Source organism: Paractinoplanes bogorensis, from assembly GCF_018829635.1.
Classification (GTDB): Bacteria; Actinomycetota; Actinomycetes; order Mycobacteriales; family Micromonosporaceae; genus Actinoplanes; species Actinoplanes bogorensis.
This window is the reverse complement of sequence record NZ_JAHKKG010000030.1, coordinates 1-15,193: the sequence shown is the minus strand read 5'-3', so window position 1 is coordinate 15,193 and position 15,193 is coordinate 1. Positions and strand designations below refer to the sequence as shown.

14 protein-coding genes are annotated in these 15,193 nt (G+C 70.4%); 5 read left to right on the top strand and 9 right to left on the bottom strand.

Annotated elements, in window-relative coordinates:
• On the bottom strand, positions 1 to 500 hold a 500-nt coding region (locus KOI35_RS46745; RefSeq protein ID WP_215796280.1), incomplete at its 3' end, for an IS3 family transposase.
• Complete coding sequence (locus KOI35_RS46740) at positions 497 to 799, bottom strand: transposase (protein WP_215796279.1); 303 nt, start codon at positions 797 to 799, stop codon at positions 497 to 499. The genes KOI35_RS46740 and KOI35_RS46745, both read right to left, overlap by 4 nt.
• A 130-nt stretch (positions 800 to 929) precedes the next feature.
• Here KOI35_RS46740 and KOI35_RS46735 point away from each other — a divergent pair, with 130 nt between their 5' ends.
• Positions 930 to 1,313 (top strand): winged helix-turn-helix transcriptional regulator, encoded by a 384-nt coding sequence (locus KOI35_RS46735; RefSeq protein WP_215796278.1) that lies wholly within the window; start codon positions 930 to 932, stop codon positions 1,311 to 1,313.
• Positions 1,314 to 1,462: 149 nt separating this feature from the next.
• Here KOI35_RS46735 and KOI35_RS46730 read toward each other — a convergent pair whose 3' ends face one another.
• The 7 genes from KOI35_RS46730 to gsmA form a co-directional block, all read right to left on the bottom strand.
• Complete coding sequence (locus KOI35_RS46730) at positions 1,463 to 1,849, bottom strand: RidA family protein (protein WP_215796277.1); 387 nt, start codon at positions 1,847 to 1,849, stop codon at positions 1,463 to 1,465.
• 82 nt (positions 1,850 to 1,931) lie between these two features.
• A complete protein-coding gene (locus KOI35_RS46725; protein WP_215796276.1) occupies positions 1,932 to 2,669 on the bottom strand; it encodes a laminin G domain-containing protein in 738 nt (245 codons plus the stop codon).
• A 138-nt stretch (positions 2,670 to 2,807) separates the two neighbouring features.
• The gene (locus KOI35_RS46720; protein ID WP_215796275.1) at positions 2,808 to 3,188 is read right to left on the bottom strand and encodes a DUF6401 family natural product biosynthesis protein; all 381 of its coding nucleotides are present in this window, start codon (positions 3,186 to 3,188) and stop codon (positions 2,808 to 2,810) included.
• Between the two features lie 75 nt (positions 3,189 to 3,263).
• Complete coding sequence (gene hrpA / locus KOI35_RS46715) at positions 3,264 to 7,154, bottom strand: ATP-dependent RNA helicase HrpA (RefSeq protein ID WP_215796274.1); 3,891 nt, start codon at positions 7,152 to 7,154, stop codon at positions 3,264 to 3,266.
• A 43-nt stretch (positions 7,155 to 7,197) separates the two neighbouring features.
• Positions 7,198 to 7,974 carry an aldo/keto reductase gene (locus tag KOI35_RS46710; protein ID WP_246614937.1) on the bottom strand — a complete coding sequence of 259 codons (777 nt, stop codon included), beginning with the start codon at positions 7,972 to 7,974 and terminating at the stop codon, positions 7,198 to 7,200.
• A 22-nt stretch (positions 7,975 to 7,996) separates the two neighbouring features.
• On the bottom strand, positions 7,997 to 10,333 hold the full coding sequence (locus tag KOI35_RS46705) for an ATP-binding protein (RefSeq protein WP_308121473.1): 2,337 nt from the start codon (positions 10,331 to 10,333) through the stop codon (positions 7,997 to 7,999).
• Positions 10,334 to 10,414: 81 nt separating this feature from the next.
• The gene (gsmA, locus tag KOI35_RS46700) at positions 10,415 to 11,563 is read right to left on the bottom strand and encodes a sporangiospore maturation cell wall hydrolase GsmA (RefSeq protein ID WP_215796273.1); all 1,149 of its coding nucleotides are present in this window, start codon (positions 11,561 to 11,563) and stop codon (positions 10,415 to 10,417) included.
• A 224-nt stretch (positions 11,564 to 11,787) separates the two neighbouring features.
• Here gsmA and KOI35_RS46695 point away from each other — a divergent pair, with 224 nt between their 5' ends.
• From KOI35_RS46695 to KOI35_RS46680, 4 genes are all read left to right on the top strand, one after another.
• Complete coding sequence (locus tag KOI35_RS46695; protein WP_215796272.1) at positions 11,788 to 12,768, top strand: phosphatase PAP2 family protein; 981 nt, start codon at positions 11,788 to 11,790, stop codon at positions 12,766 to 12,768.
• A complete protein-coding gene (locus KOI35_RS46690) occupies positions 12,765 to 13,316 on the top strand; it encodes a YflT domain-containing protein (RefSeq protein WP_215796271.1) in 552 nt (183 codons plus the stop codon). The genes KOI35_RS46695 and KOI35_RS46690 overlap by 4 nt, the downstream gene beginning before the upstream one ends.
• Positions 13,317 to 13,405: 89 nt before the next feature.
• Positions 13,406 to 13,732 carry a hypothetical protein gene (locus tag KOI35_RS46685; protein WP_215796270.1) on the top strand — a complete coding sequence of 109 codons (327 nt, stop codon included), beginning with the start codon at positions 13,406 to 13,408 and terminating at the stop codon, positions 13,730 to 13,732.
• Between the two features lie 50 nt (positions 13,733 to 13,782).
• On the top strand, positions 13,783 to 14,583 hold the full coding sequence (locus tag KOI35_RS46680) for a hypothetical protein (protein ID WP_215796269.1): 801 nt from the start codon (positions 13,783 to 13,785) through the stop codon (positions 14,581 to 14,583).
• Positions 14,584 to 15,193 lie beyond the last annotated feature (610 nt).

The following is a 15,193-nucleotide window of genomic DNA, read 5'->3' as shown; positions in this document are numbered from 1 at the left end:
TGGTCGGCGACGGCCCAGCCGACCACCCGGCGTGATGCCAGGTCGATGACGGTGGCCAGATAGAGCCAGCCTTCCCACGTGTTGATGTAGGTGATGTCGCCGCACCAACGGGTGTCGATCGCTGCGGTGTCGACGGTGAAGTCCCGTTTGATCAGGTCAGGCCGGTTCGCCGCTTGCGGGTCGGCGGTCGTGGTGACCTGCCACCGGCGTGGGCTCTTGCCGCGGATGCCGGCGGCTCGCATCCGGCGGGCGATGCGTTTACGGCCATGCCGCAGACCGGCGTCGGCCAGCTCGGCGTGGATCCGCGGAGCACCGTAGGTGCCGCGAGAGGCCGTATGCACCGCGATGATCCGTTGGGTGAGCTGGTCATCGACGCGGGACCGCAGGCTTTGACGGTTGCGGGTGTAATAGGCGGACCGGGAGACCTGAAGTAGCTCGCACGCCCGTTTCACGCTGTGCTCGCCGGCCTGTTCCGCCTCGATGAACGGATACACGTTCACCGGATCTCCCTGGCGAAGAAAGCCGTCGCTCGTTTCAGGATCTCGTTGTCCTCGCGCAACCTGCGGTTCTCCCGGCGCAGCCGGGCCAACTCGTCCTGCTCGTCCGAGGTCAGCCCGTCGTCGCGGGTGCCGGCGTCGAGTTCGGCTTGCTTGACCCAGTTCCGCACGGCGGTCTCGGTCAAGTCGAAGTCCTGGCAGACCTGCCCGACCGTCCGGTCACCGCGTTGACACAACTCCACGATCTCAGCCTTGAACTCCGGCGTGAACGCCCGACGCGGCCGAGGTCGCTTCTTTCCCATGCTCTCCATGATGCTGGACATCCTCCCGGAGCCCGAAGACTCCTGATCTCAGATGTCCGCCAAATCGGGGCAGGCCCACTGAAGCCGGGCCACGCACTGAGCCGTCACCCGGCGGCTTAGGCTTGGCGTCGTGGGGACCAGGCAGGAAATCGGCGCGCTGCCGCCCGAGGCCGATCTGGCGCGGGCCGACTCGCTGGCCCGCGAGATCTTCTCCGACGTGGCCACCAAGTGGTCGCTGCTGATCATCGAGTTTCTCGGGCTGCGGACGATGCGTTTCAACGAGCTGCGACGCGAGATCGGCGGCATCAGCCACAAGGTGCTGACCCAGAACCTGCGGGTGCTCGAGCGCAACGGCCTGGTCGAGCGGACCGTGCACCCGACCGTGCCGCCGAGCGTCGACTACACGCTCACCGAGGCCGGCCAGGCGCTGCGCAAGGTGGTCGACGGCATGTGCGGCTGGACCCAGACCTACCTGGCCCACATCGAGGGCTCCCGCCAGAAGTTCGACGGGTAGATTCTGTCCGTGGATCACGGGGGCCCGCGCCGAGGCCCAGGTGGCGCGTGACGGCGTCCGCAGAACGGCCGAACACGACACCGGTATGCGGCCGACGTCAGCCACCACCTGTACCGCACCGCAGACCCGCGTGATCCACGGGCCAGAACCTAGTCCAGCACGGCCGTCGCCTCGAGTTCGACCAGGTGCTCGGGCACGTCGAGGGCCACGATCCCGAAGAGGGACGCCGGCGCCTCGATCGTGACGCCCAGCTCGGCCGAGGCTCGCGCGATGCCGTCGAGCAACGAGGGCATCAGCTCGGGCGTCCAGTCGACCACGTGCGCGGTCAGCTTCACCACGTCGGCGAATGTGGCTCCGGCGGCGGCCAGCGCGGCACCGACGTTGCGGTAGCACTGCGCGACCTGGGTGGCGAAGTCGCCGCCCTCCCACGCCACCTGTCCGGCCACGTGGATCAGGGTCGAACCGGTCGCCATCGACACCTGGTGATAGATCGGGACGACCGGAAGCTCGGGCGGATTGATCAAGGTAACAGCCATGCCGGAACCGTACGGGGAAATGCCCTGGGCCCGGAAGAACGCACTTTTCCCAGCCCAGGGCACCTCGAGGTAACCGCTGAGGTCAGCCCAGCTCGGCGTACACGTCGTCGAGGCGGCCGTTGTACATCTCGCCCTTTGACTTGATGTTGAGGTTGGGGCCGCCGACCCGCAGGGGCAGCGTGTTGCTGACCGACAGGGTCGACGGGATCGTCACCGAGCCGCCCTGCACGTTGTCGACCCACACCGACAGGGTGGTCCCGCTGCGCTGGCACAGCACCTTGTGCCACTGGCCGTCGGCCACCGAGGCCGACGAACGCGCGATGTAGGCGGTCGACGAGCCGGCGCCGAGCAGCACGCACTGGGCCTTGCCGTTGGTCTTGCCGATCTGCATCTTCCACTGGCTGCCGGTGCCCGCGACACCCTTCTGCATCACGTTGGCCGAGCCGGCGATCTGGGTCTTGGTCACCTGCATCCGGGCCGACCAGCGGAACAGCCTGGTACCCGGGTTCAGGTTGGCCGCGCTGGCCGCCTCGAACAGCGCGCGCGGGCAGGTCGTGGCGGTGGACGCGCAGGCCGCCGGGAACGACACGTACTTGCCGCTCGGGGTGGCCGTGTCGTAGCGCATCACGCCGCGGTCGGCCGTACGGGTGGTGAGGGCCGGCCCGCTGCGACCGGAGGTGTCGGCCACCCGGCCGTCGGTGCCGACGGAGTCGAAGGTCCAGCGCGCAACAAGAACAGGGGTGGTGGCCGGAGCGGCCAGCGCGGGCGCCGCCGGGAGCACGAGTCCGGCAACGGCGGCGAGTGCGAGAGCGAGCTTCATCCCTCCACCATGACGCATCGGCGCATATCGGTGCAAACCGCCCCTCTCGGCGTTTCGGGGCATTCCCACATACGAACGACTGATCCCGGACGGGGAAACAGAAACGGCCCGCCGAAGCGGGCCGTTGTCCGTTATTGACTAGAGGACGGCGTTCTCCTCGGCGATCGCGCAGACCGCGACGAGGCGCAGCAGGTGCCAGTCGGCGGCCTTCCACTCGGCCGGCGAGACCGGCGCGAAGCCGGGCTCGGGCAGCACCCGGCTCATCCGGCGGGCACCGGCGACGATCGACCGGGCGTAGCCGGCCAGACCCTCGGCGTCGGCGTCGCGGCCGGCCGACTCGAGAGCGTCACGAACGGCGGCGGCGTGCTGGTCGACCAGGGCGAGCAGGCCCGGGTCGGCGAGCGCGGCAACGAGGCCGTCGACGCCCACGCGCGCCATCATTTCGTCCAGCAGGCCGGTCGCCGGGGAGGCCGGAACGAGGGCGGAAATCGGGGCGAAGGCGAGGAATTCGTTCGTCATGGCCAGAACGCTAGGGCCTGCCGGACCCCCACGCGAGGGGGGTAACCGAACGGCACCCGAGCGCCAACGAGCGCGCTACACGGGCAGCTGGTCCATGGCCTTGAAGATCCGTTTGTCCGATATCGGATAGGCGGTACCCAACGATTGGGCGAAGAGGTTGATCCGCAGCTCCTCGATCATCCACCGGATTTCCGCTAACCCCTCGGCCGGTGCGCCGAGGCCGGCCAGCTCGCGATACTCCGACTCGATCTCGTGGATCTGGGCCATCAACTGCCGGTCGCGGGCCAGGTTGCCGCCCACCCGATCGAGGCGGTAGACGATGCCGCGCAGGTAGCGGGGCAGGTGGTGCAGCTGACGCCAGCCGGTCGCGGTGACGAAACCGGGGTGCACGAGGCCCTTGAGCTGCTGCCGGATGTCGGCCAAGGCGGCCACCAGGGCCGGGTTGCGGGTCGAGGCCAGCCGCTGATCGATGTCGTACGCGGTCGCGAGCACCTGCCGCACCTGAGTCACCACGTTGGCCACGGCGTCGACCAGATCTTCCCGTACGGTGTCACGCAGCGAAGCGAACTCAAGCGACGACCACACCGGTCCACCCGCGTCGGCCACCAGCTTGTCGACCGCCGCCCCGGCACAGTCGTCGAGCAGGTCGGCGATCGACCGGTAGGGGTTCCCGCGCGACAGCTCGAGCTTGGCCTTGTTGTCGAGTCGCCCCTGCAGGTAACGCGCGGCCGGCGGCAGGGTCAGCAGGAGCAGCTTGCGGATGCCGGCGACCATCGCCACCCGCTGCTCGGCCTCGCTCTCGAAGACCTTGATCGCCACGCTGTCGCCCTCGTCGACCAGCGCCGGGAAGACATTGACCTCGTAGCCGCCGCGCATCTGGGCGACCCGGCGGGGCAGCTGCCCGAAGTCGTTGGTGGTGATCCCGCGGCGCTCGATGTTCCCGGCGGCCTTCGAGATCGTCTGCTGCACCTTGGGTGCGAGCGAGCGGCGCAGCACGTCGAGGTCGCGCCCCTCCCCCAGCACCTTGTCGTTCTCGTCGGTCACCCGGAAGTTGACCCGCAGATGGTCGGGCACCTGATCGGGACGCCAGGCGTCGCGCGGCACGACCGTGCCGGTGAGCCGGCGCAGTTCGGTGCCGATCGCGTCGGGCAGCGGTCCCCGCCGGGCCGGGACCCGGTCGAGCACGGCCTCGGCCCAGTCCGGCACCGGGACGAAGTTGGTGCGCAGCGCCTTGGGCAGGGCCCGGATCAGCGCGATCACCACGTCTTTGCGGAAGCCGGGCACCGACCAGACGAAATCCTCCGGGTCGAGCTTGTTGAGCAGCGGCAACGGCACGGTCACGGTGACGCCGTCGGCCTTCGTGTTGGGCTCGAACTCGTACGTCAACGGCAGCCGCACGCCGTTGGCCAGCCACGCGTCCGGATAGGCGTTCGGGTCGACCGAGTCGCGCCCCGAGTTGACCAGCAGTTCGCGGGTGAAGGTGAGCAGATCGGGCTGGTCGCGCCGGGCCTTCTTCCACCATGAGTCGAAGTGGCGGGCCGAGACCACGTCGGCCGGAATGCGAGCGTCGTACAGGGCGTACACGGTCTCGTCGTCGACCGCGATGTCGCGGCGGCGGGCCCGGTTTTCGATCTCCTCGATCTGCTCGAGCAGCTGCACGTTGTGCGCGTAGAAGGTGTGGTGGGTCTCCCAGTCGCCCTCGACCAGCGCGTGCCGGATGAACAGTTCGCGCGAGGCGACCGGGTCGACCTTGGAATAGCCGACCTTGCGCCGCGGCACGATCGGCAGACCATAGAGAGTTACCTTCTCGTACGCCATGACGGCGCCCTGCTTCTTTTCCCAGTGCGGCTCGCTGTAGCTGTATTTGACCAGGTGCGGCGCGAGTTTCTCGGCCCACTCGGGCTCGATGCGGGCGTTGACCCGCCCCCACAGCCGGCTGGTCTCGACGAGCTCGGCCGACATGACCCAGCGCGGCTGCTTCTTGAACAGCGCCGAGCCCGGGAAGATCGCGAACTTGGCCCCGCGCGCGCCGAGGTACTCGCGCTTGTCGCCCTCCTTGACGCCGATGTGGGAGAGCAGGCCGGACAGCAGTGCGGTGTGGACGTGCTGCCCCTCGGCCACATCCTCGCGGTCCTCGGCGATCGCGAGATTGAGGCTCCGGGCCACCTGGCGCAGCTGGGAATAGATGTCCTGCCACTCGCGTACGCGCAGATAATTGAGGTATTCCTGACGGCACAGACGGCGGAACTGGTTGCCGCTCAGCTCCTGCTGCTTCTCGCGCAGGTAACGCCAGAGGCCGAGGTAGCTGAAGAAGTCGGATTCCTTGTCGACGAAGCGAGCGTGTTTCTCGTCGGCCAGCTGCTGCTTGTCGGCCGGGCGCTCGCGCGGGTCTTGAATGGACAGTGCGGCCGCGATCACCATGACCTCGGCGACGCACTGCTGCTTGTCGGCCTCGATCACCATGCGGGCCAGGCGCGGGTCGACCGGCAGCTGGGCCAGCTGGCGGCCGAGCGGGGTGAGCCGGCGCTGGTCGAGCGCGCCCAGCTCTTCGAGCAGTTTGACGCCGTCGGTGACATTGCGGCGGTCGGGCGGGTCGATGAACGGGAACTTGGCCAGGTCGCCCAGCCCCAGGTTGGTCATCTGCAGGATGACGCTGGCCAGGTTGGTGCGCAGGATCTCGGGCTCGGTGAACTCGGGCCGGCCCTCGAAGTCTTCCTCCGAGTAGAGCCGGATGCAGATGCCGTCGGCGACCCGGCCGCAGCGGCCCTTGCGCTGGTTGGCGCTGGCCTGCGAGACCGGCTCGATCGGCAGCCGCTGCACCTTGAGCCGGTGCGAATATCGGCTGATCCGGGCGGTGCCCGGGTCGATGACGTAACGGATGCCCGGGACGGTCAGCGACGTCTCGGCGACGTTGGTGGCGAGCACGACCCGCCGTTGACTGTGCCGTTCGAAGACCTTGTGCTGCTCGGCCGCGGACAGACGCCCGTACAGGGGAACGATGTCGGTGTTGCGGAGGTTCCGTTTGGCCAGCGCATCGGCGGTGTCGCGGATCTCGCGCTCGCCGGAGAGGAAGACCAGGATGTCGCCGTCACCGTCGCGACCCAGCTCGTCGACCGCGTCGGCGATCCCGTCGACCTGGTCCTGCGGCTCCTCGGTGTCGTCCTCGGTGGTGGTGACCAGTGGGCGGTAGCGCACCTCGACCGGGAACGTGCGGCCCGAGACCTCGATGACCGGCGCCGGCTTGCCGTCGGAGTCGGCGAAGTGCTCGGCGAACCGCTGCGTCTCGATCGTGGCCGACGTGATGATCAGCTTGAGGTCGGGCCGCCGGGGCAGCAGCTCGCGCAGATAGCCGAGGATGAAGTCGATGTTGAGCGAGCGCTCGTGGGCCTCGTCGATGATGAGCGTGTCGTACCGAAACAGGTTGCGGTCGTTCTGGATCTCGGCCAGCAGAATGCCGTCCGTCATCACCTTGACCATGGTGTCGTCGCTCACCTGGTCGGTGAAGCGCACCTTGTAGCCCACGGTCTGCCCGAGCGGACGCCCGACCTCTTCGGCGATGCGCTCGGCGACGGTGCGGGCCGCGATCCGCCGCGGCTGCGTGTGACCGATCTGCCCGCGGACGCCCCGGCCCAGCTCCATGCAGATCTTGGGGATCTGCGTCGTCTTGCCCGACCCGGTCTCACCGGCCACGACCACGACCTGGTGATCCCGGATGGCGGCCGCGATGTCGTCCTTGCGCTGACTGACCGGCAGCGACTCCGGATAGCTGATCGGCGGCACGCCGGCCAGCCGCGCGGCCAGCCGCTCCCCGGCACGGTCGATCTCGGCCGCGATCTCGTCGAGCGCGGCCGCCCGGGCGTCATCGTTCTTGATCCGCCGGGTGCCCTCGAGCCGCCGCCCGAGGCGGTGACTGTCACGCGGAAGAAGATCGGCCAGGCGGGTACGGAGTTCGGGTGTTGTCGACATCGCGCAGCAAGAATAGGCGGATCAGGCGGCGAACGCCTGGTGATTATTGCCCCAGGGCGTCGATTGCAGCCATCTCGTCGGGGGTGAGGACGAAGCCGTCGAGGTCGGCGTTGCGGGCGATGCGCTCCGGGGTGGCCGACTTGGGGATGACGACGATCTCGTGCTGGATGTGCCAGCGCAGCACGACGCGGGCCGGGTCGACGCCGTGGGTGGCGGCGATGCCGGTCAGCACCGGGTCGTGCAGGTTGGTCGTCTTGAACGGGGAGTAGCCCTCGAGCACGACGCCGCGGTCGCGATGGGCGGTGACGGTCGACGGGTCGTACAGGGAAGGGCCGAACTTGATCTGGTTGACCGCGGGGGTCTCGCCGGTTTCCTTGGTCAGCTCGTCGATCTCGTCGGCGCCGTAGTTGCTCACACCGATGGCACGGGTCAGGCCCTGGTCGCGGGCCTGGATGAACTCACGCCAGACGGCCACCGAGCGGCCCCGGCCGGGCGGCCAGTGGATCAGCCACAGGTCGATCGCGTCGAGGCCGAGGGCGCGGCGGGAGGCGTCCAGGGTGGCGCGCTCCTTCCCGGCCCGCTCGGGTGGCAGCTTCGTGGTCACGAAGACCTCGTCGCGGGGCACACCCGAATCCTTCAGCGCGCGGCCGACCTCGGCCTCGTTGCCGTACATGGTCGCGGTGTCGAGGTGCCGGTAACCGGCCTCGAGCGCGTCCCGGACCGCCTGGTAGGCGGACTCGCCGCGCATCTGCCAGGTGCCGAAACCGAGCAGCGGCATCGCGACCGGGGCACCGGCGAGCGGCAGGGCGGGAATCGTCATGCCTCCCATCCTGCCACCGCGGTCACTCCGGACCGGCCGGCGCGGGATGGTGGTCGGGCACCGGGGTCCGCAGGCGGGCCGCGGCCGGATCGTGCGCCGACGGTTCGGCGGCGGGCAGCGCGCCCAGACCGGGCAGCCGTGCGTTCTCCATCGCGGCCCGTTCGGCGAGGGCCCGTTCCAGGGCCGCGCGCGTGGCGGCCTCGTCATCCTTGGTCATGTCACTCTCCTGCGAGATGGGCAGTGTGAAATGGAATCGCGTGCCGCCACCGGGGTTGTCGGCCACGTCGATCTCGCCGCCGTGGCGCTCCACGATGCGGCGACAGATGGCCAGTCCGAGCCCGGTGCCGGCGTACCCGGCCTCGGCGTGCGCCCGGTGGAAGCTGTCGAAGATGTCGGGCTTGTCGTCGTCGGGGATGCCGATCCCGCGGTCCGCGACCTGGATCCGCACCCACGGCCCGCCGGTCCCGTGCGCGGTCACGTCGACCCTCGGTACGGTCCCCGGCTGCACGTATTTGAGGGCGTTGCCGAGCAGGTTGTCCAGCACGTGCCGGAGCATCGCCGGGTCGGCCGTCACCGCCGGCAGCGGCCCGACGTAGATGTGCGGCTGGTCCTCGTCGCGCAGGTGCGCCGTCCGGTCGTGCACCACCGCGCCGACCAGCGCGCCGAGGTCGACCTCCCGGGTGCGCAGCGGCGCGTCACGGGCGGTGGTGTAGGCGAGCAGGGTGTCGATCAGTGCGGCCATCCGGTCGACGGCCAGGATGATCCGGCCCAGGCTGCCGCGGGCGTCGGCCGGGGCGTCGTCGAGATCCTCGACGGCGGCCTCGCAGTGGCCGCGGATCACGGTCAGCGGCGACTTGAGGTCGTGCGCCACCACGCCCGCGAAGACGGCCAGGTCGTTCTCGTAGCGGCGCAGCTCGGTGATGTCGTGGAAGACGGCGACCGCGCCGTGCCGGCCCGCGCTGGTGTCCAGCGGGCGGCCGTCGACGCTGACCAGGATCCCCTCGCTGTGCTGGGCGTTGCGCACGATCATCTCGACGCCGTCGCACGACTCGCCGCGCAGTGCCCGCATCAGCGGCAGATCCTCGACCGGGAACGGGGTGCGCCCGTCGGGCCGGTAGAGGCCGTAGTGCTGCTGCCAGGAGGCCGGGTCGTCCTCGTCGGCGGCAACCCCGAGCATCTTCCGGGCGGCCGGGTTGTGCAGCAGGAAGGCGCCGTTCTCGTCCACCACCCCGACCGCGTCCCCGATGCTGGCCATGATCGCGCCGAGCAGCTCGGCCTGGCGGCGGCTCTCCTCCTCGGCCACGCGCAGCTCGGCCGTGGCCACCCGCACCCGGGCCACGGCCCGTTCCCGGCCGGTGGCCAGCACGTAGACCAGCCCGGCGAGCAGGAAAGTCATGGCGCTGCCGGTCAGCAGCAGGGTCAACGGGAGGGTGCTGGACGCGCCGGGCAGGTGTGACGCGTCGGCCCGGGTGATCAGGGTCCACTCCCGGTCGGCGACCAGGATGTCGACGCTGCGCTGCAGGTCGGGCTGCCCGCCCACGGTGTAGTCGGCGACCACCGGCCGGCCGCCGTCGCGCCCGGTGGCCAGCAGCTCGCCGTCGAGCTGACCCTGGCTGACCGTGGCCAGCACGCCCCGCAGGAAGTCGGCGCCACGCAGGCCGAGGATGATCCAGCCGCGGAACACCGGGATGCTGGCCTGGGTCCAGATCGGTGCGGCGAAGACGAACGAGCGCTGCTGTTCGGCGGCGGGCAGGTTGCGGTCGCGCAGCAGCACGTACGTGTCGGAGACGCTGGGCTGCCCGGTCCGGCGGGAGTCGGTCAGCGCCGTGGCCGCCTCGGGCGCCGCCGCCACGTCCAGCCCGTTCATCTGGGGGCTGTAGGCGTTGAGCGTACGGGTGAAGATGGTGAAGAAGTGCTCCTCGCCCGCCACCACGGGTCGCAGCGTCAGGCCCTCGGCCCCACGGGCGCGCCACTGCCGCTGCACCTCGGGGATCTGGGCTTCGCGGGCCGGCACCACGTAGGCCAGCGAGGCCCCGCCGATCAGGTTGGCCGAGGCCAGCGGCGCGGTCGCCGTGTCGAAGTCGTCCCAGGTCAGGTCGGTGTCGGTGCTGATGCCGGCGGCGGTCGTCTCGATCAGCGAGCGGTACCGCTCGGTCTCGGTGCGCACGGCGGCCTCGACCATGGCGGTGCGCTGGTCCATCACCCGCTCGGCGTTCTCGCGCTGGTTGGAGCGCAGCCCGCCGTAGACGGCGACCACGACCGCGACCCCGACGAGGAACACGACACCCGCCAGCAGGAGACCACCGACCCGCCCGCGACGGTTCTCCGCCGCGGCGGCATCGTTCTCCCGTGGCCTCACCGTCGCTTCACCAAAACGAGCATAAAGTGCAAATCGCCCCCGTCGGCCTGGTTCGGCCAACGGGGGCGACGCTTCCTTCGCTTACTTCCAGATGTCGTACTGGTACAGGTTCTGCGACGCCATCAGGGTGGTGACCTTGGTGTAGTAGTTCGGGTCGGTGGCGTAGCCGGCCTTCCACACCTTCCAGATGAAGCTGTTGGCCTCGGTCGTGTAGTTGAAGGCGCCGGCGTACCGCGGGTTCACCTTGAGGAAGTTGCCGTGGTCGCGGAACGAGTGCGCCATGGTCGCGTACGTACGGAAGCTGGCCGTGGTCGAGAAGCAGCTGCCGGCCTTGGTGCACTCCTGGGTGTTGTAGTCGTGGCAGCCGTTGGCCAGCGTGCCGAACCGGCCGGACTGGCACTTGATGCCGAAGTAGTTGCGGTCGACGGTCGAGAGGCCGCTGCGGCCCCAGCCCGACTCCAGGATCGCCTGGGCCAGGGTGACCGACGCGGGCACGCCGTACTCACGCCAGCCGAGCTGGGCACCCGGGACGGCCGCCTTGATGAACTGCTCCGGCGTCAGGGTGCTGGACGGCGCCGACGGGGTGGCCGGCGAACCGGGGCAGAGCGACAGGGCGGGCGTGACCACGTACGCGTGGGAAATGTAGGTGCCGTCGGAGAGCCGGTTCCACTGCGTGGTGGAGCGGACCGTGCCCACGACCAGCGTGCCCTGCACGTAGCAGACACCCGAGACCTTGGCCCCGGTGGTGACGACGCGCTTGACCGGAGCCGAGACGTACGGGCCGGTGCGGATGTTGACCGAGCCGTCGGCGCTCTTCACCGTGCCGACCTTGTACTTGGAGGCGGCGGGCTTGCTGTTCGCGGGCTTGCTCTTCACGGCGTCCGCCTGCGGCGAACTGGTCACGCACCGCGACAGTTTCCCACTGCTTCGCACGTACGCGTGAGTGACGTACCCGCCGGTGCTGATCTTGTCCCACTGGGTCGTGGTGCGGACCGAACCGCGCACGCTCTGACCGGTGACCGCGCAGACGGCGGTGACCTTCTGGTTGTCGCGCAACGAGCCGACCACCTTGGCGGCCAGCGACGGCGTCGAGCGGACCTTGAGCGTGCCCTGCACGTCGATCGTGGCCTGGACCCCGGCCGCGTTCGCCGCGGCGGGCGCGGCCACGAGACCGGCACCGACGGCGATCACCAGCAGGGGGCCGGCGAACCGGCGAGCGTACTGCCTCATGTAAAAACGTCTCCTTCGTGACGGGCGGCGTTCGTTACGAAGGTCGGGCGGCGGCGTTGCCGGGCGAGAGCGCGTACGGGTGCGGGTTGGTTGCTCCGCTGTGCGACGAGATCCACATGTGGCGCGAGTGTCGTGACGAGCACAGGGGGACTTATGATTCCCGCGCTTGAGTTCTGGGCAATGCGCATCCGACCTTTCCGCCCACCTGTCGAAGGACCCCGCCCATGACGGCCCTGGCGTCCCCCGAGCAGACGAGCGTCGCGCGCCCCCGCGGCGCCTGGCACCTGCTCGCGCCGATCGCCACCGCACTGCTGGCCGCGCTCGCCGCCGGCGTGCTCCTGCAGGTCTTCCTCCGCACCGCCCTGGGACAGCGGGTCGACACCACCGCGATGCGGGGCGGCGACGTCAGCCACCCCCGCGTGATCGAGGTGCTCGACCGCACCCTCAACGGCACCAGCCTGGCCAGCCTGGTGCTGGTCTGCCTGTTCGCGGCCGTGGTCGGGGTGCTGCGCAAGCGGATCGACCTGGCGCTCGGCGCCGCGATGCTGGTGATCGGCGCCAACGTGACCACTCAGCTGATGAAGACCCAGCTCGACCGGCCCGACCTGGACGGCACGTCGATGCCGAACTCGTTCCCGTCCGGCCACACCACAGCCGCCGCCTCGGTGGCGTTCGCGGTCATCCTGGTGCTCCCCCAGGCCCTGCGCGGCATGGTGGCCCTGGTCGGATTCGCCTACGTGACGATCATCGCGGTCGCCACGGTGTGGGCCGAGTGGCACCGCCCCAGCGACACCCTGGCCGCCCTGATGGTCACGCTCGTCTGGGGTTCCGCGGCCGTCTTTCTTGTTCGCGTACGCCGGTGGAACGCCCCCGGCGGCACCCAGCCCCCGAGTCGTCTGGTCACGGTGCCGCTGCTGGCCGTGGGCGCCGTGGCGGGCATCGCCGGCCTGTCCGGCCTGGCCGCGGTGACGATGTCGGAACGCTCGATGCCCGACCTGGTGTCCGGACGGTTCGCGTTCCTGGCCGGGTCGGCCCTGATCGCCGCCGTCGCGGCCGGCGTCTTCCTCATCTGGGTGCGGCTGGCCGCCGGCGACCGGCTGGTCTCCGATCCGGCTCCCGTCCGTCCCGCTCGGCCCGCTCGGCCCGCTAAGAAGTCCGGTGTTCCGGCAACCGCCGGCCGCCGAGTCAAGGGAGGCACGAAATGACCACGCCCAACACTCCTTCCGATAACTCCGCCATCCCGCCCGGCCCGGCCGGCGTACCCAGCCTGCCCGCGCAGACCCAGGCGTCGGGCGGCGCACCGACCGTCGTGGTCGGCACCTACCCCGACTACGCCCAGGCCCAGAAGGCCGTGGACACCCTGTCCGACAACAAGTTCCCGGTCGAGCGCACCGCCATCATCGGCACCGACCTGCGCCTGGTCGAGAACGTGCTGGGCCGTCTCACCACCGGCCGGGCGGCCCTGGCCGGCGCGGCCAGCGGCGCGTGGTTCGGCCTCTTCGTGGGCCTGCTGTTCGGCCTGTTCAGCGACTCCAGCTGGTTCGCCGTGATCCTGGTCTGCCTGCTGATCGGCGCGGCCTGGGGCGCCATCTTCGGCGCGATCGCCCACGCCGCCACCGGCGGCCGCCGCGACTTCGCCTCGCGCTCCTCGATCCAGGCCGGCCAGTACGCCGTAGTCACCGACGACGAGGTGGCCGACCAGGCCCGTCAGCTGCTGGTCCAGCTGAACTGGCAGGCCTCGGGCGCCCAGTAACCCCTTGTTCCTCGCGAGCCCCCAGGTCTCTCCCGGCCTGGGGGCTCCGCTTTTCTCAGCTTGACGTGGCGCCGTCCGATCGGTCGGCAATGGTCGAGGACGACGTGGTGCGGCAGGCCACCCTGCTCTGCGACGTCAACCGTTTCGACGAGGCGACCGCCCTGGTCGCCCGGCTGCTCGCCACCCAGCCGGACAGTGTGCGCGGTTGGCTGACGCTCGCCCGTGCCCGCCTGCTGGCCGGGGACCCGGACGCCGCGTTCGACGCGGCGCTCACCGCGGGCCGGCTCGCTCCCGATCTCGCCGACTGTCACGCGCTGGCCGGAGCCGCGCCGGCCGCCATGGGCCGTTACACCGAGGCGGCCCGGGCTCGAACCGCACCACTTCCGGGGATACGAGTTCCTCGCCGACGTGCCTGAACGACAGCGGTGAGAACCCGGCCGACGCACTCACCGCAGCCGGCACCGCGGTGCGGCTGGCCCCGAACCGGCCCACGGCCCACGTCACGCTCGGCACCGCGCTCGCAGTCGACGGCCGTCGCCTCGAGGCAGGCCAGGCGTTCCGGGCGGCCCTGCGCATCGATCCGCAGCACGCGCCGGCGCACAACGAACTGGCCCGCCTCTCCGCGCAGAACCGGAACCCGTTCGCGGCGGGACATCTGGCCGCGGCCGCATCCGGGTTCGCCGCCACCATCCGGATCGACCCCCGCGAACAGGCCGGCCGGGACAACCTCGACCGGGTGCTGCGCGTCTTCCTGGTGCGGGCGTCCTACTTCCTGCTGGCACTCAGCTACGTGACGACGCGGCTCGCCGACGACCGGCCCGGCGCGGCCCGGCTGCTGGCGCTGGTGGCGGTGGCCGGGCCGGTGGCGTACGCCGGGCGTTTCCTGAGCCGGCTCGACCCCGGCCTGCGCGCCTACCTGACGGACGTGGTCTCCACCGCCCGCATGCGGATCGTCCTGGCCTGCACCGGGACGGCCCTGACCGTCTTGCTCGGCGCGGCGGCGCTGCCGTCCGCGGTGACATGGAAATGCACCGTCGCCGCGGCGATCGCCGCCATCGTGGGCCGGGTGGTGCTGCACTTCGAGGTCAAGGACCAGCTCCTGAGTACCTTCACGCTCGCCCTGATCGCCCTGCTGAGCGGCTTGGTCACGGCGTTCCTGCTGGCCGTCACGATCACCACCGGGAACGTCGTCGGTGCTTTGCTGAGCGCTGCACTCGGCGTCCTGTCCGCCCTCTGCGTCCGGACCCTCGTACGCCGGTCGCGTTAGTGCACTGCCCCGATGCCGGGTGGCGAAGAAGAGCACCACAGCAGCCAAACGCCAGAGGGTGGTCGGCGCCGGTTTCCCGGAAACGGCGGCGACAATCACACTGACGACGAAGTAAGGCGTGACCCTTTCCGGTTCACGGGCCGCTCCTTTCCACCGACCGCGAGTAAGCCACACCGGGAACCCCCTGAATTCCCCCGTCCTTTTCACCGAGCGAGCAGTTTCCGCCATTTCTTGTCGACGCCAAGGATCCGGCCGGAAATTCCGTCAGCAGTCGCCCGGAACGGCGAAAGCTCGAAACAAACCCGAATCGTCCGGTCCATTCCCGTGCCCGGCGAAAGGCGAGCGCGGGCGGCGCCAATCGTTCGCCCGACAGCAGCCGGCACGGACCCGCAGGGACGCGCGGCCGAGTCGACACGGCCGACGCGGGGGCCGGCGCGCGAGGCCGACGCAGGGGCTGACGCAGGGGGCCGACGCGGGAGGCCGACGCGGGAGGCCAACGCGGGAGGCCAACGCGGGAGGCCAACGCGGGAGGCCAACGCGGGAGGCCAACGCGGGAGGCCAACGCGGGAGGCCAACGCGGGAGGCCAACGCGGGAGGCCAACGCGGGAGG

Excerpts from the sequence above, each read along its gene's own strand:
- KOI35_RS46720 (WP_215796275.1), bottom strand. The coding sequence starts at position 3,188 with ATGACGAACGAATTCCTCGCCTTCGCCCCGATTTCCGCCCTCGTTCCG.
- KOI35_RS46710 (WP_246614937.1), bottom strand. The coding sequence starts at position 7,974 with ATGACGATTCCCGCCCTGCCGCTCGCCGGTGCCCCGGTCGCGATGCCG.
- KOI35_RS46690 (WP_215796271.1), top strand. The coding sequence starts at position 12,765 with ATGACCACGCCCAACACTCCTTCCGATAACTCCGCCATCCCGCCCGGC.
- KOI35_RS46685 (WP_215796270.1), top strand. The coding sequence starts at position 13,406 with ATGGTCGAGGACGACGTGGTGCGGCAGGCCACCCTGCTCTGCGACGTC.
- KOI35_RS46695 (WP_215796272.1), top strand. The coding sequence starts at position 11,788 with ATGACGGCCCTGGCGTCCCCCGAGCAGACGAGCGTCGCGCGCCCCCGC.
- hrpA (WP_215796274.1), bottom strand. The coding sequence starts at position 7,154 with ATGTCGACAACACCCGAACTCCGTACCCGCCTGGCCGATCTTCTTCCG.
- gsmA (WP_215796273.1), bottom strand. The coding sequence starts at position 11,563 with ATGAGGCAGTACGCTCGCCGGTTCGCCGGCCCCCTGCTGGTGATCGCC.
- KOI35_RS46725 (WP_215796276.1), bottom strand. The coding sequence starts at position 2,669 with ATGAAGCTCGCTCTCGCACTCGCCGCCGTTGCCGGACTCGTGCTCCCG.
- KOI35_RS46730 (WP_215796277.1), bottom strand. The coding sequence starts at position 1,849 with ATGGCTGTTACCTTGATCAATCCGCCCGAGCTTCCGGTCGTCCCGATC.
- KOI35_RS46740 (WP_215796279.1), bottom strand. The coding sequence starts at position 799 with ATGGGAAAGAAGCGACCTCGGCCGCGTCGGGCGTTCACGCCGGAGTTC.